Genomic DNA, 15,590 nt, shown 5'->3' on the forward strand with positions numbered 1-15,590 from the left:
CCCTAATATCTTCTTCTTGTGAAAATCCTTTTGATGACCCAAACAATAATCAAAATAATCAGGATATCCACGAGAATTCCAGTCATTGAAAAACCACTGGACTGTCCCAAATAATTACCTCCAAATGGGTGAAACATACTTCCCAGGAACGTTCCTGCCCCAAAAGCTGCGGCATGACTCCAAAAGCTGCTTCTTTTTGAAGGTTGGGTACCATTATATTTTGAACTCGACACACTGCTCGATGGAGATTTGTATCCAGAGCGATAGGTGCCGCTCGATGTTGTTGAAGACGAATGAGAGCTGTATGAGGAACTATGGCTAACGGAACTATGTCCCCCACTAAATCCTCTCGCTTCAGTCATGCTCGGAACTATAAGGGTAAACAGTAAAACAAACGCAATAATTAATTTCTTCATCTATCATTCTCCTATAATTAATTCTAGTTAAACACCACTATATTACTACGAATAGCACGTTAAAAGGTTTCAAAAAATCGGGAAACAAGGGCGGCAAACAAGGGGAAGGTTCTCTTGTATTTACCGTGGGACGCAAGAACCGTCCCTTTAAATAAATCGAAAAATAAGGTATGATGGATTTGTAAAATGATAGAATATGTCAAAGGAATGATGCCATGTTTTAAAAAGTATAAATGCTAGTTTCCACATTGCCATCCTCGATCAATCGGAACTGCTTGGCTTGAAGGAAGGGAAGATACTCTTATTTATTTTACTATCCTCGAGATATTCAATGCAAGTATACCTTTATTTACAACCTCCTGTTAAAAACCAATCACATTCATATTTATAAACAAAATCGACGAACTGCATGTTAGCTATGAAGAAAGTATTAGGATAATTTTTTCTATGAAGTTTTGATGTTAAGTTGAGCAGCTACTGCTTTTATGTATCGTAGTTTGATCCCCGACAACGAAAGACTCTTCTAATTTTCCCTTTCAAAAAAAATATTCAATCTCAGCAATTTATTAGATAGAAGGAGAAGAAACCTTCATACAATTCAAATGTCCTTTTTTAAAAAAAATCAGAAATCCGTAAACAAGTTTTTTCGGTTCCCCATTTCCTCTTTTGAGAGTAACTTTCTTTCGTTTTCCAATAAAAATACTCTGGATAGTGGTGATAGAGATGGCTCGTGGAGCTAGGATGAAAAGTAGAAGTGGAATATACCATATTATGCTGAGAGGTGCTAATAGACAGGAAATATTTCACGATGACGAAGACTGCGAAAGATTCCTTGATAGTATCCAAAGATTCAAACTGAAATCAGAGATGGGCATCTATGCGTGGTGTTTGATGAGTAATCATGTACATCTGCTTCTGAAAGAAGGCAAGGAAGATCTATCTACAACAATGAAACGTATTGGTGTGAGCTTTGTCTGGTACTATAACGAGAAGTACCGAACAACAGGGCATCTTTTTCAGGGGCGGTTCAAAAGTGAAAATGTAGAATCAAATAGGTATTTATTTACTGTCATAAGGTATATCCACCAAAATCCAGTGAAAGCTGGAATTGTTAATCAGGTTGATGGATGGAGATGGAGTAGCTGCCTGGGCTACTACGGTAAAGATCCTTATCCCAGAAAGTTGCTGGATCATGATTTTATTCTTAGGAAGCTTTCAGCGGATACTAGGATGGCTAGAGAAAAATTTAAAGAATTTAATGAAAGAAACAATAATGATGAATGCCTAGATGAAAATGATAGACGAAGATTAACAGATGAAGAGGCAAGAATGGGAATCAAGGAATTGCTCGGCGTAATTGAGATCGCGCAAGTGAAAAGCCTACCTAAGCTGCAAAAAAATGATGTGCTACGAAAAGTAAAAGAAATCGAGGGACTATCACAACGCCAGGCTGCAAGAATTTTAGGTGTGTCTCCTAATCTAATTTCTAAATCATAGGGACGGTTCTTCCGTTCCCGCGAAATAGGCCAGGGGAGACGGAAGAACCGTCCCCATGAACTTTTAAACTTGCAATCCAAAGTCTGTTGCGATGCGGGCTAATCCGCCTTGGTAGCCTGAACCGACAGCTGAGAATTTCCATTCTCCATTATGGCGGTATAATTCTCCAACGATGATGGCTGTTTCAATTGAGAAGTCTTCACCTAGGTCGTAACGAGTGACTTCTTGGTTGGTATCTTCATTCACAATACGGCAGAAAGCATTAGAAACTTGTCCAAAGTTTTGGCCGCGTGCTTCAGCATCATGAATGGTAATAACAAAGGTAATTTTTTGAACGTTTGCTGGAACAAGTGACAAGTCTACCTTAACTTGCTCATCGTCACCTTCACCTTCACCAGTTCGGTTGTCCCCTGTATGGACGACTGATCCGTTCCCACCTTCGAGCTGATTGTAAAAAATGAAGTCACTTTCGGACGCACACTTTCCCGCCGCATCTAAAAGAAAAACGCTGGCATCTAAGTCGAAATCTGCTCCTCCATCGTACCTGTTTGTATCCCACCCAAGACCGACGACTACTTTCGAAAGGCCAGGATTTGTTTTTGTTAAATCAACCTTTTGACCTTTAGATAATGATAACGCCATTTTCAAAACCCCTTTCAACCATATTAAACCCTCTAATCAACCATATTAGCCAAAACATTTTCAAACCATCCTTGAAACTGCATCAAATGGGTCTAAAATCCTACTTTTAATTAAAAAGAAATATGTATGATCCAAAGAAAGTATAAAAAAATGTCCTTTTTAGAGAGCTATTATTATTTTACGAGAAGTAAATCGAATTGAATAGTCTCGAAAAGGATCGATTGTCGACTAATTTCGACAAAGTATTTAATATTTCTTATCTACTATTAGAATAAAGGTCTTTTGAACTAAATCCTTATTAAATTTTTCCTGCAACCATTAAGCATTTTGGATTTTTCATAGGATTCTCGTATCAAAATAGCAAAGGGGACGGTTCTTCCGTCCCCTTTGCTATTTTGAGACAAAAGAACCGTCCCCATGCACCACATGACCCCACCTAAATTTTTATATAATTAACTATGGTGTATATAGTGAAAAAGTAGTATCTTAAAATTAGGACTATTTACATTATTTTGTTGATTTGGGGGATATATTGGGTGAAAAAGAGTATTACATGGCAATTGGGGATTATTATTGTAAGCGTCATCTTTCTCTCTTTAATGATTACATCGTTGTCAAACTACTGGGTTAGTTATCAGAAAACGTATGAAGCAGCAGGTATTGAAGCGGTTGGCTGCGCTAATATCACAACAGGTTTAATTAGACCAAGTGAATTGGAGCAAGTCATTAAAGGTGATACAAAGAAGCAGGAATCGTTAAATAAAAAATTAAATTGGACAACTGAACATAAGCGGATTTTTGAAGATCAATACATATTAGCTTTAGATGGAACCATTTTAGCGGAAGATTCAAATTTGGAAAAGCAAGGATTCAAACCGGGTGATAAATTTCCAATTGATCAAGAAATCGTAAAAATGATCCAAGAAATGAAGCACCCGCAGTATTCAGCTATCTATGAATTTGGCGGAATGAAACGCATCACAGGATACGCTCCAATTTTTAAAGACCAGGATCCAAATAAAGAAATCATTGGATTAAATGCAATCGACTTTAATGCGAAAATAGTAAGTGAAAGAACATGGGCATCTGTTCAAGGAAGTCTACTTTTGGGACTTCTGCCGATGGCGATTGCCTGTGTGATTACGATTTGGCTGATTAGAAGAAAGACCAAACCAATTATAATGTTAATTGATTATGCCAAAACAATTGCAGACGGAAACTTATCGGTTGAAAACGTTTATGTGAAAAATAATGATGAGATCGGTGATTTAGCTGCGGCATTAAACTACATGGCAAAAAATCTCCGTGAACTAATTCAACAGTTCCGGTTAAGTGCTGAACAGGTTGCCGCGTCTTCGAAGGAGTTAACGGAAAGTACTTATCAAACCAATGATGCGACCAAACAAATTGCGGCTACGATGCAGCAGCTGGCTAATGGAGTAGACCAGCAGGTTGGTAGTCTTACAGAAGCCTCCCAAACTGTAAACGAAATATCAAATGGCATTCAACAAATTGCTGATAATGCCGAAACTGTTTCGAAAACGGCACTTGAAGCCTCTGAAAAGGCCTCAGAAGGCGGCCTCGCGATTCAGACAGCAGTAAAGCAGATGAATTCGATGAAAACGACGGTCAATGGTTTAGAAGAAGTAATAAAAAGTTTAGAAGACAGATCGAAAGAAATCAATCAAATTATTGAGGTGATTACGAGTATTGCTACGCAGACCAATCTGTTAGCTTTAAATGCAGCGATTGAAGCGGCCCGAGCAGGGGAACAGGGGCGTGGATTTGCCGTTGTGGCAGATGAAGTGCGAAAGTTAGCAGAACAGTCGGCATTATCAGCTCAAAAAGTATCTAATCTAATCTCTATGATCCAGGAAGAAACGAAACATGCGGTTCAAAAGATGGCAGTCGCTGGAAAAGAAGTTAACACGGGAATCGGGGCGGTCAACATAGCAGGGGAATCATTCCAGGAAATTCAGGAATCAGTTAACGAAGTGACCTTCCAAATTCAAGAGGTTTCGTCATCTGTTCAGCAAATATCAGCCGGCACGGAGCAAATGGTTGCCGCGATGGAATTCATTACAGAAGTGGCGGAAACAGCCTCAACCAGTACACAAGATGTGTCCGCCTCAACCGAAGAACAGTGGGCCTCTATCGAGGAAGTCTTATCCTCTGTTAAGTCCATATCCACCATGGCAGACGAATTACAAAAACGCATCCGAAAATTTACAGTTTAAGAGTTCAAGAGCTCACGGCTGTTCAAGGGGGTGTTCAAGGGGACGGTTCTTCCGTCCCCTTTTCGATTTTGAGACAGAAGAACCGTCCCCATGTCACTTATTGAAAACGCTCTAAAAATGGTAACGAAAGGTTCACAAGATAGAGAGAAAAATAGGGTGAAATCGTAGTAATATGTGAATATATTCACATAAAATAATGTCTTTTAATAGGGGCGAAAACTATGGCATATAGTAAACCAGAGAAAATTATGGAGATCACAGTAGCAAACGGAACGAAAAAAGTAAAATATCCACTCTCAGAAACGCTGATTTTGGGTTTCGAAGCAGGGGCTTTCATTGCGCTGGGATATTTGCTGTTTATTCGTATAACAGCAACTTTGCCAGTAAATTTGGATGGTCTCAGCAGTTTGATCGGGGCGTCAGTTTTCCCTATTGGATTAATACTAACTTTACTTGCTGGTGGAGAATTATTAACAGGGAACATGATGGCAGTGCCGTTGGCAAGGCTGGCAAACAAGATCAGCACAAGGCAGGTATTATATAATTGGTTTCTTATTACAGTTAGTAATTTTGCAGGAGCTATTTTTGTAGCCTACGTTTTCGGACATCTTGTCGGTTTAACTGAAACCGCGCCTTATTTGGCAAAAACAATCAGTATTGCTCAGCATAAATTGGAGGCATCCTTTCTCCAAGCCTTCCTCTCCGGGATTGGATGCAACTGGCTGGTTGCTTCGGCTGTATGGCTTTGCTATGGTGCCGAAGATATGATGGGGAAAATTGCCGGCATCTGGTTTCCAACAATGGCATTTGTGGCAATCGGATTTCAGCACGTCGTTGCGAACATGTTTGTCATTCCGGCAGCAATATTTGCTGGTCACTTTACTTGGATGGAATATATTCATAATTTTATCCCCGTATTTTTAGGAAATGCAGTGGGGGGATCGGTATTCATTGCCCTGGCCTACTGGCATGCTTATAAGCGAGCTATTATGTTAAGCGAGAAAAAAACCAAAGCAGTTGCATAATGAGATTGAAACCATTTCATAATGAAAAATGGAGAAGTTTACTCATATGGAGAGGGGTTTGGACGAGGAATAACAATAAATCAACTTAGAAATAGGTGGAAAAATTTATTATTTTCCTTCCGTAAAAGATTATAATAGTAAAAATGACTATCAAAATATACTTCAATTTTGATAGTCATTTTTGTGGTGTGTAGGAATGAAAGTTAATGCCCTTGATTATGTTTGTTGCACAGTATGCTGTTTTCTTAGGACTTTTGGTTTTCAAGATTAGATCTTAAATTGCTATTCTGGTTTATGATTATACTGCTGAATATTGTTGTTCCAACAATGCCTAAAATGGAAAAGAAAAGCAGAACAACGAAGTTATTATTACTCACAAAATTTACCTCCCTATTATTGGTAGGTATAGTTTTTGATTTATGTTCCAATTTTATTCGTTTTAATCTAGGGAACACAGGGACGGTTCTTTTGTTACACTTTGCAACAAAAGAACCGTCCCCATGATCACCCATGATCAACATGATCAACATGATCAACATGATCACCTATTCATAGGATCGAACGCAGTTTCGTCCATCAAATTTTGCTTTGTATACTGCCTTATCGGCATTTGAAATGAGATCCGTATAGGAGGTATACAGACTTGGTATCATGGTTGCTGTTCCTGCGCTTATGGTAACCCATGGAAGGATTTTTGAACCAGAGTGGGGAATTTTCAATGCTTCAATGGCATTCCTAATTTTCTCCCCTACTGCCTTTGCCCCGGAATCATTTGTTTCTGGTAGAATCACGCAAAATTCTTCCCCGCCATAGCGGCAGAGGAGATCAGTGGATCTTCCCAACGTTTCTTGGATCACGGAAGCAACTTGTTTTAAACAGCCGTCTCCGCCTTGATGTCCGTAAGTATCGTTATACGCCTTGAAATAATCAATATCCAACATAACTAAAGATAGAGAAGAAGAGTTTCGGCTGCCACGATTCCATTCTATTTTCAATCGTTCGTCAAATGCACGGCGATTCGATACACCAGTCAGTCCATCGATGGTGGAAAGATGTTGTAAGAGTTCATTTGCTTCTTGAAGCCTTTGTTCAACCAACTTTCTTTCACTAATATTACGCGACACCACAATTAGTTTTTGTCCACCCGAAAGGAGTTCATCTAATAGTTTAGTCGCAGACTCAATCCATACATACTCACCATCCTTCCGACGAATGCGGTAGGTCGTTACCGAATAGCCGGTGGTCAGTAAAGTTTGATTACTCTTTTTAACTATTTCTATGTCATCCGGATGAATAAAATGGTAGGCACTACGCCCTGCCAATTCATCCTCAGCATATTGCAAAATTTCTATACACGCAGGTGAAGAATAGAGGTATGTTCCTTCCACATCATGCAGCGTGATCATATCGCTCGAATATTCAGCAAGCAGACGGAATCGCTCCTCGCTTGCTTTCAATTCATCTTCAGATTCCTTACGCTTAGTGATGTCATTCAGTGTGCCTAGTGTGCCGGTAATTTCACCTTGATCATTTAAAATTTTCCGAGCAAATACCTCGACCCAACAGTATCCTCCTTCTTTCATTAAATACCGAATCTCTTTTCGATAGTATTCTTGTTTCCCTTGGAGCCAGGATTGAAAAAGCTTGTCATTTTGTTCTCTATCGTCCCTATAAACATAATCATGAAAATGATTTCCGATGGTTTTTTCAATCGAATATCCTGTGATTTCCTCCCAGGCTGGATTTAAAAATGTCCATATTCCTTGAGCATCAGTATGGAAGATGACTTCTTTAACGTTTGCAACCACTGGACGATATAGTTCCTGAGATTTATTCAGCTCTCTCTCCATTTCCTTTCTTTTAGAAATGTCAGAGATAATCACTTGAAAAGTAGGTTTGTCCATATACATAATAGGCGTAGCAATGACTTCGACATCAACAATTGATCCATCCAAGAGAACATATTTTTCTTCTAAAGATCCCACCGATTGATTTCTTCCTAAATGTTAGATCCGTACTTTGACGATTTCTTGATAGTCGGGATGTACAAATTGGAGGATGTGCTGCCCAATGATGTCATCTTCAGAAGTTGCATTTAAAAAACGGATAAATCTAGGGTTTGCATAGACTATTTTCCCTTCCTGATGAACGGCGATTCCATTTGGAGAGGACTCCACCAAAGCACGGTAACGCTCTTCGCTTTGTTTTATTAGTTTTTCACTGTGCTTTCGCTCTGAAATATCATGAATCATACTAAGAGCGTACACTTCTTCAAGATTTCTTGTAGCAGTTACTGTTATAGTAACAAGGAGAATGTGTCCATCCTTATGTAAAAATTGTTTTTCCATCTGATAATAATCTCGATGACCATTTATTAGCTCTGAAAATAGTTTCTTTTCTTTTCCTATATCATCTTGGTAAATAAGGTTTGTAGATTTAGCCGCATCTTCTTCGTTATACCCTAGCATTTCTAAGTAAGTAGGATTTACCTCTACAACTTTGCCTTTTCGATCTCGCAGAATAATTCCAATACCTGATTTCTCAAAAATAGCCTTAAATCGATCATTACTTTTCTGTAATTCTTTTTCGATCCGTTTTTGCTCTGTTCTATCTTGAATTTGTGAAATGAAGTACAAAGGATTATCATTCTCATCCTTCACCAGCGAGACACTTAATAACCCCCAAACAATGCATCCATTTTTTTTAAAATAACGTTTTTCCATTTCATAATACTGTGTTTCTTCCGTTAACATTTTATAGAGATTGTTAAGATCCAATTCTAAATCATCAGGATGGGTAATGTTTTGAAATGTCATTTGTTCAAGTTCTGCGGCAGTATAGTCCACGATTTTACACAAAGAAGCATTGACTTTTAACAACCTTCCGTCCATGGATACGATTGCCATGCCAATAGCAGAGAAATTAAATGCATTCATAAAAAGGTCATTATTTGAGATTTCAATCATTACAAATCTTCTCCTAAAAATGATTTGGGAACATATAAATTTTTTTACTTTGGTATTTAAAAATACAAATTTTATATGACACTCCTAATCCAATAACCTTTTGCTTCGTTCGTACGAATTGTAAAAAATAGTGCCGTAGTAATCACACCATTTTTGAGCTGAACAAGTATATTTCCATATTTTGTGATAAAAGTAGTGGATTTCCTATGTAAACTCTACTGTTTTTATGCTTATTATATTACTTTTTTTCTATTAACTGTACAAAAAGAGCACGGCTAATCTATAAAATCTTAAGATGGGAGGGAGGTTAATTAAATTGAAAATGAAGAGATGAGAAAGTCATCAGGTGAAAAAGAAATAAACGGAATACTGGGTGAATGGAGAGAGTCAGTAAATTTTCTTGCGATAGGATCCACAAGAAAACCACCCAACGCCAGACAAGCATAAGGTGGTTCTTATATATACTAAACTTCGACAACCATCACTATAACGGTAGTGGTTCATTGGAAAAACTAGAAAATTTTTTATTCATCTAAGCCCTGGCCTTTCTTCTCTCGAGTAAACGAAATCGCAATGAATGATACGATACCAGTGAAGATAATAAACAAGCCAACTGGAATATAGTTGTTGTTGAACTTTGTTAGTAAGGCTAAAGCAATAAGTGGTGCAGGTCCACCCACTAAAGCTGCTCCTACTTGATAACCTAACGAAACTCCAGTATATCTTACATTTGCACTAAAACTTTCCGCAAAAAGGGTTCCTAGTATAGCCCCGTACATTGGCCAAATAATAGCAAATCCAATGATAATAGCGAACGTTAGTGCAATAGCAGAATGGAATGATAAAATCCAAAAATATGGGATTGCGTATAGCATCATTAAAACAATACCAGTAATAAACACTTTTTTTCTTCCAAATCGATCTGATATTGAACCAACGATCATCATAACAGGTATAGCTATAAGAGCCGCATACAAAATACCATTTAAGGCAGTATTTTTATCATATCCTAGTGTGCTAACTGCGTAGGAAATAGTAAACGTTGCAAAGATAAAGAACGTGGATGTTTCAATAAACTTTGCTCCGATTGTCGTCAATACCGCACGCCAATGCTTGGTGAGTGTTTCAAATAATGGAACTTTAACCGTATTACCTGTTGAGACCACATTTTTAAATGAGGGAGTTTCCTCAATACCGAATCGGATCCATAAACCAGTTATTACGAGTATAAAGCTTAGTATAAAAGGAATTCGCCAACCAATACTTAAAAAAGTTTTATCAGAAGTAAAATGTGTCAATAGGGAAACAGAAAGAGAAGCTAAACTTAATCCAATCATTGCACCTATTTGTGGAATACTGCCATAAAAACCCCGTTTGTTTTTTGGAGCATATTCAACGGCCAGCAGAAGACCTCCACCCCATTCTCCACCAAGAGATAATCCCTGAAGGAGCCTTAATAAAGTAAGCAATATAGGCGCCCATATTCCTACTGTTGCATAATCTGGTAAAAAGCCCATTAAAACTGTCGAACTACCCATAATCGATAAGGTTATGATTAATGTTTTTTTACGACCAATACGATCGCCAATATGACTGAATAGAATACCGCCAATCGGACGAACAAGAAATGCTAATGCAAAAGATGCATAAGAAAGCATTAAGCCTATATTTGCATTATTATTCGGGAAAAAAAGTTTGTTAAAGACTAAAGCGGACATTGTTCCATAAAGAAAAAAATCATACCATTCAACTGAGCTTCCAATAGCACTTGCAACAAGAGCTTTTACCCTAGTCTTTTTATCAATTGTTTGCGCTCCAGTAGAATCATTATCGTGAGAACTCATTTTAGGAATTGATCCCATTAGTATCACTCCTTTTAGTTAAGAATGTGAGTTTCATAACTTACACATTCATACCATCCGTAGAAAAGTAGTAATTTTAATAGTTAGGTTAGCGCTATCATTTTCTACAATAGTATTCTACTAACTTGTGCCTCAGTTTCTATAAAGCACCGGCGCTTTATTGATAACCCAATTTTATAATATTTTATATTTTAAGATAATTCAATATTTTTCTTGTGATATTTGTAATTTCTGGAATTATAGGCAAAATTAATAAAAAATATTGATACTGAGGTCACAGAAACAAGGGGACGGTTCTTTTGCATTTGAAGTGGGGACGCAAGAACCGTCCCCTTGAATGACCTTAAATGCTGATTTTTAAACACCATTTTGTGGAAAAACAGGGTAGAATTGGAGTGTGGAAGATTAGATTAAAAGGCGGTGAGGAGTTTGAGAAAATTAATAGCTATACTTATCATAGTGTGTTTCTTTTTAGTAACGGGGTGTGGGACAGGCAAATTGAAGGTCTCTAACGGTATAGACTTTGCTAAAAGTGACAATAAAAAAATCGTTTCCTTCAATAATAAACTGGGATTGGAAATGTTGCCGATCGTCCCGGCGAATGGAGATGGCAATACATTCATTTCCCCGACGAGTTTATTCATGGCGTTGTCCATGATTTATAACGGAGCCGATGGGGTGACGAAAGCAGAAATAGCTAAGGTTTTGCAGAATGAAGGAATGGATGCAGCCGAGCTGAATAAAGCAAATGCCTCAATGATGTCCATACTTGATCGCCACTCAAAGAACATTCAGTTGAAAATCGCTAACTCCATTTGGTTAAACAAGAAATTTCATTTTCAAACTGATTTTGCCCAAAATAACAGAGATTATTTTCAGGCTAAAATAAAGGAAATGGATATAAACGATCCTCAGTCTCCCAAAATGATTAATGACTGGGTAAAAAAATCGACGAACGATAAGATAGAAAAAATGATCGATGCGCCGTTAGATGATAATTTAGTAGCCATCCTCATTAACGCCATTTATTTTAAAGGGAACTGGAAGGATGAATTTGATAAACAGCAAACAGAGGAACGAACTTTTTATTTAGCGGACGGAACCACAAAAGCAGTGCCGATAATGACTCTTACTAGAAAGTGGGCGTACATGGAAAATGAAAACTTCCAGGCTGTTTCTCTCCCTTACGGCGATGGTAAAATGAGCATGAAAGTATTTCTCCCTAAAGAAAACTCCAATTTAGTAGAATTTAAACAAATGCTTACAAATGATAACTGGAAGAAATGGGGCTCAAAGTTCCGTGGGACAGAAGGAAAAGTCATGCTGCCGAAATTTCAACTAGAATACGAAGTATTGTTGAATGAACCATTAAAGAGGCTTGGGATGACGACAGCGTTTGATAAAGGTGCAAATTTCACGAAAATGATTAAAGAAAATGATCCGATTTGGATTAGTAAAGTAAAACAAAAAACATTTATTGATGTGAATGAAAGGGGTACAGAAGCGGCTGGGGCAACCTCCATAGAGATGAAGACAGAGTCGGCTACCTTGGATCAGCCATTCCATATGGAAGTTAATCGGCCATTTTTCATTGTAATTACAGATGATGACACAGGAATGATATTATTCATGGGTTCAATTTCCAATCCACAGAAAGGGAAGTGACCATGGGGACGGTTCTCGTGCACTCCTGCATTTTTCCGTGGGAACGAAAGAACCGTCCCTTTGCTTTTCTTGAGATTTTCCTTTAATCTATGTGGTGTGATAAGGGAGGAATAACGTATGTCAACAAATTTGAAAAGTACTACTACATTACATAATGGTGTGGAGATGCCGTGGGTGGGATTAGGTGTTTTTAAGGTAAAAGAGGGAGAAGAAGTCATCGAATCTGTCAAAGCAGCGATAAAGAATGGATACATAAGCATTGATACTGCCGCTATTTATGGAAATGAAAAAGGGGTGGGACGTGCGATTAAAGAATCTGGCGTTCTCCGTGAAGAGTTATTTATTACTACGAAGCTCTGGATTGCAGACCAAGGGTATGAAACCACGTTGAAGGCATTCGAAACAAGTATGGAGAAGCTTGGCCTCGATTACTTGGATCTTTATTTAATTCATTGGCCTGGCAAGGATAAATATAAAGAAACATGGAAGGCATTTGAGAAGCTTTACAAGGATGGCCGTGTACGAGCAATTGGCGTAAGCAACTTCTTAGTCCACCACTTAGAAGACTTAATAGGTTCTGCAGAAATTAAGCCGATGGTTAACCAAGTGGAGCTTCATCCCCATCTAACACAAAAGGACCTTCTCTCTTATTGTAAAAAAGAAGGGATTCAAGTTGAAGCATGGTCACCTTTGAAACAGGGACAATTACTTAACGATCCAACTCTTACTGAAATCGCTCAAAAGTATAATAAATCGGTAGCGCAAATTATCTTACGTTGGGATCTTCAAAATGAAGTCGTCATCATTCCAAAATCGATTAAAGAGCCTCGAATAATTGAAAACACCACTATTTTTGATTTTGAATTGACAAGCGAAGATATGGAAAAAATTGATGGAATGAATCAGGACAGCCGCGCCGGATCACATCCAGACACAATGACTGCTGGTTTTTAAAATCGGATACACATACTAATACTAGTAAAAAAAGAAGTTGGTTATCTGCTTTATGTAGATAATCAACTTCTTTTATTGATAGTCTGTTGAAGAAAATACGTATTTATTTTTCAAAGCTGTTCCTTTCCTCAGTCCGTTTTTCCCACTATACCTTCACCAAGGTGTAATAACTTTTAGCAAAGCTGATGCAAGGTTCTAGAGTTATCAACTACTGCGGTTCTTTCAATGAGTGAATAGGCTGCATTCGTGATTGCTTGTGATAACGTTTCTCCAGTTGCCTGGACGTCATTAAAGTAAACCTCTGAAACTCCATTTGTTTTAAATGTATACCCAAATTCTTCTAATCTATCAACGATTAGGAAGGCATGATCAAGGTTTTGTTCGGGTTGGAAGTCAGTATCATGGATGAAAATACCCTTTTCAACATCATACCATCTATCCCATCTATTTAATGCCCAGCCTAAAATTTTACGTGCTATTGAGTCTGTTTTGTTCATATTCTTTACCCCTTTTCTCATTTGTTATATAACTGTTTTTATTAACTGTTTATATTATATAACAGAATGCAAAAAAACGTCTACTATTTTTTCATTTTTTTACTAGATTTTTCTGAATAAGGTAAAAATCCCCGTGCTATCAAGCACTGAGGGATTACATAAAACAAAATCTAGGGTAATACCCTTTAATCTACATTCGTATCATCATGATTAATGCCTTCGCCGCTTTTTTATGTACAATCACTTGGGAATAATATAGCGGGTTTTTTCAGCTTTCCATTATTTCATTTGTCCATTAGGGACAAATGTACAGTCACAAAACAAATTTTTTGACATAAAACAGTAGTAATCTTTTAAAAGTCGGTGATTTCGTGACGGTTATTTCAGGAAAAGAATATATAAATAGGATTAATCGAATGAAGGCTGAAGTTTGGATAGATGGGAAACAGGTGGAAGGCAACCTATCAGATCATCCATCCTTCTATGGTGTAATGAAAAGTCAAGCGAGATTATATGATCTTCAGCTTGAAAAGATGGATGAAATGACGTATCCATCTCCTAAAACAGGAGAGAGAATTGGACTCTCATTTCTTGAACCAAAAACAAAAGAGGATCTTGAAAGACGACGGCTGATGATTCAAGAATGGGCCAAAATGAGTGCAGGAATGTTAGGTCGCTCACCGGATTATATGAATACAGCTGTCATGGCATTCGCGGCGGCAGCTGACATATTTGCTGGAGAAAATGAGCCATTTGCACAAAATCTGCAAAGCCTGTACGAAAAAGCAAAAGACAACGATTTGTCTTTTACTCATACATTTATCAATCCGCAAGTAAATCGTTCATCATCATACCTCGAAGATTCCTCCAAAATCATCTCAGCCCAAACCATCCAAAAAAATGATGATGGAATCGTTGTAAAGGGAGCACGATTGTTAGCGACCCAAGGTGGATTAACGGATGAAATTCTCGTTTTTCCAACCCATGCATCAGCCATTAATAAGGATTTTGCTTATGCGTTTTCGATACCAAGCAATACACCGGGAATGAAGTTTATTTGCCGAGAGTCATTCCGATATAAGGACTCTGCCTTTGACCACCCGCTTGGTTCACAGTTTGATGAAATCGATACGATCGTTGTCTTTGATAACGTAATGGTTCCGTGGGACCGTGTCTTTTGTTATCAAAATCCAGAAGCCTCTTTTAAAATTTTTTCTGAAAGCAGCTTTTATCCACTGACGGCACACCAAATTACCTCGAGGAGAATTGTTAAAACTGAATTTATTCTTGGTGTTGCCCAAATGCTTGTGAATACGATCAATGTGGGGGAATTTCAACATATTCATGAAAAGATAACAGAAGTGATTACAGGACTAGAAACGCTTAAAGCACTTTTGTGTACTTCAGAAGTGAATGCCAAATTGGACAAATGGGGGACAATGATTCCTGATTTTAACCCATTAAGCACAGCCATTTTACTGTATCCCCGTCTTTATCCTCGCATTTGTGAAATTTTGCAACAAATTGGAGCGAGCGGACTCGTATCAATTCCAAGTAAAGCAGACTTTGCGTCTGAAATAAAAAGCGACCTCGACCTTTACTTGCAAGCTGCGAATGCCAATGCGAATGATCGAGTAAAACTTTTTCGCTTGGCTTGGGACATAAGCATGAGTGCATTTGGCAGCAGGCAATCGTTATACGAACGCTTCTTTTTCGGTGATCCTGTCAAAATGGCCAGCAGTATTTATCAAAATTATAATAAGGACCAATGTATTTCACTTGTAAATACATTTTTAAGTGAAAACTCGCTGCTTAATGAAACGTAATAA

Annotated in this window: 11 protein-coding genes and 2 pseudogenes; 7 read left to right on the top strand and 6 right to left on the bottom strand. The window is 37.9% G+C overall.

Going from position 1 to position 15,590, the window contains the following annotated elements; translation table 11 throughout:
- Nucleotides 1-2: 2 nt before the first annotated feature.
- Entirely contained in the window at nucleotides 3-416 is a 414-nt protein-coding gene (locus JN080_RS04535) for a hypothetical protein (protein ID WP_256234734.1), read from the bottom strand.
- Between the two features lie 741 nt (nucleotides 417-1,157).
- Between JN080_RS04535 and JN080_RS04540 the strand changes: the two genes are divergently transcribed.
- Entirely contained in the window at nucleotides 1,158-1,913 is a 756-nt protein-coding gene (locus JN080_RS04540) for an REP-associated tyrosine transposase (RefSeq protein WP_483861535.1), read from the top strand.
- Between the two features lie 63 nt (nucleotides 1,914-1,976).
- Here the strand turns inward: JN080_RS04540 and JN080_RS04545 are convergent, their stop codons facing one another.
- Nucleotides 1,977-2,555 (bottom strand): TerD family protein, encoded by a 579-nt coding sequence (locus tag JN080_RS04545; RefSeq protein ID WP_256234735.1) that lies wholly within the window; start codon nucleotides 2,553-2,555, stop codon nucleotides 1,977-1,979.
- A gap of 1,121 nt (nucleotides 2,556-3,676) precedes the next feature.
- On the opposite strand from JN080_RS04545, the pseudogene JN080_RS29745 reads away from it, so the two are divergent.
- The 3 genes and pseudogenes from JN080_RS29745 to JN080_RS04555 all read left to right on the top strand — a co-directional run.
- A pseudogene (locus tag JN080_RS29745) lies at nucleotides 3,677-3,853 on the top strand (HAMP domain-containing protein); the annotation flags it as partial.
- A gap of 120 nt (nucleotides 3,854-3,973) precedes the next feature.
- Nucleotides 3,974-4,792 (top strand): methyl-accepting chemotaxis protein, encoded by an 819-nt coding sequence (locus JN080_RS29750; protein ID WP_375141584.1) that lies wholly within the window; start codon nucleotides 3,974-3,976, stop codon nucleotides 4,790-4,792.
- A 221-nt stretch (nucleotides 4,793-5,013) separates the two neighbouring features.
- Nucleotides 5,014-5,817 (top strand): formate/nitrite transporter family protein, encoded by an 804-nt coding sequence (locus JN080_RS04555; RefSeq protein WP_256234737.1) that lies wholly within the window; start codon nucleotides 5,014-5,016, stop codon nucleotides 5,815-5,817.
- A 545-nt stretch (nucleotides 5,818-6,362) separates the two neighbouring features.
- Here JN080_RS04555 and JN080_RS04560 read toward each other — a convergent pair.
- The 3 genes and pseudogenes from JN080_RS04560 to JN080_RS04570 form a co-directional block, all read right to left on the bottom strand.
- A complete protein-coding gene (locus tag JN080_RS04560; RefSeq protein WP_256234986.1) occupies nucleotides 6,363-7,667 on the bottom strand; it encodes a sensor domain-containing diguanylate cyclase in 1,305 nt (434 codons plus the stop codon).
- A pseudogene (locus JN080_RS04565) lies at nucleotides 7,665-8,783 on the bottom strand (PAS domain S-box protein); the annotation flags it as partial. The gene JN080_RS04560 and the pseudogene JN080_RS04565, both read right to left, overlap by 3 nt.
- A gap of 524 nt (nucleotides 8,784-9,307) precedes the next feature.
- Nucleotides 9,308-10,645, bottom strand: a complete 1,338-nt coding sequence (locus tag JN080_RS04570) for an MFS transporter (protein WP_256234738.1) — start codon at nucleotides 10,643-10,645, stop codon at nucleotides 9,308-9,310.
- Between the two features lie 429 nt (nucleotides 10,646-11,074).
- Between JN080_RS04570 and JN080_RS04575 the strand changes: the two genes are divergently transcribed.
- Together JN080_RS04575 and JN080_RS04580 are read left to right on the top strand one after the other, a co-directional pair.
- Nucleotides 11,075-12,310 carry a serpin family protein gene (locus JN080_RS04575; RefSeq protein WP_256234739.1) on the top strand — a complete coding sequence of 412 codons (1,236 nt, stop codon included), beginning with the start codon at nucleotides 11,075-11,077 and terminating at the stop codon, nucleotides 12,308-12,310.
- A gap of 117 nt (nucleotides 12,311-12,427) precedes the next feature.
- Nucleotides 12,428-13,264, top strand: coding sequence for an aldo/keto reductase (locus JN080_RS04580; RefSeq protein WP_256234740.1), 837 nt, complete (start codon nucleotides 12,428-12,430; stop codon nucleotides 13,262-13,264).
- A gap of 173 nt (nucleotides 13,265-13,437) precedes the next feature.
- Here JN080_RS04580 and JN080_RS04585 read toward each other — a convergent pair whose 3' ends face one another.
- Nucleotides 13,438-13,761: a BC1872 family protein gene (locus tag JN080_RS04585; protein WP_256234741.1), complete on the bottom strand. Its 324-nt coding sequence runs from the start codon at nucleotides 13,759-13,761 to the stop codon at nucleotides 13,438-13,440.
- Nucleotides 13,762-14,132: 371 nt separating this feature from the next.
- Between JN080_RS04585 and hpaB the strand changes: the two genes are divergently transcribed.
- Nucleotides 14,133-15,587, top strand: coding sequence for a 4-hydroxyphenylacetate 3-monooxygenase, oxygenase component (hpaB, locus tag JN080_RS04590; protein ID WP_256234742.1), 1,455 nt, complete (start codon nucleotides 14,133-14,135; stop codon nucleotides 15,585-15,587).
- Nucleotides 15,588-15,590: the final 3 nt, after the last annotated feature.

It is taken from the genome of Bacillus sp. EB600, from assembly GCF_024494385.1.
GTDB lineage: Bacteria > Bacillota > Bacilli > Bacillales > Cytobacillaceae > JAEVLT01.

What these genes read in the sequence shown, in the direction of transcription:
- JN080_RS04535 (WP_256234734.1), bottom strand. Translation starts at nt 416, where the DNA reads ATGAAGAAATTAATTATTGCGTTTGTTTTACTGTTTACCCTTATAGTT.
- JN080_RS04540 (WP_483861535.1), top strand. Translation starts at nt 1,158, where the DNA reads ATGAAAAGTAGAAGTGGAATATACCATATTATGCTGAGAGGTGCTAAT.
- JN080_RS04545 (WP_256234735.1), bottom strand. Translation starts at nt 2,555, where the DNA reads ATGGCGTTATCATTATCTAAAGGTCAAAAGGTTGATTTAACAAAAACA.
- JN080_RS29750 (WP_375141584.1), top strand. Translation starts at nt 3,974, where the DNA reads ATGCAGCAGCTGGCTAATGGAGTAGACCAGCAGGTTGGTAGTCTTACA.
- JN080_RS04555 (WP_256234737.1), top strand. Translation starts at nt 5,014, where the DNA reads ATGGCATATAGTAAACCAGAGAAAATTATGGAGATCACAGTAGCAAAC.
- JN080_RS04560 (WP_256234986.1), bottom strand. Translation starts at nt 7,667, where the DNA reads ATGGAGAGAGAGCTGAATAAATCTCAGGAACTATATCGTCCAGTGGTT.
- JN080_RS04570 (WP_256234738.1), bottom strand. Translation starts at nt 10,645, where the DNA reads ATGGGATCAATTCCTAAAATGAGTTCTCACGATAATGATTCTACTGGA.
- JN080_RS04580 (WP_256234740.1), top strand. Translation starts at nt 12,428, where the DNA reads ATGTCAACAAATTTGAAAAGTACTACTACATTACATAATGGTGTGGAG.
- JN080_RS04585 (WP_256234741.1), bottom strand. Translation starts at nt 13,761, where the DNA reads ATGAACAAAACAGACTCAATAGCACGTAAAATTTTAGGCTGGGCATTA.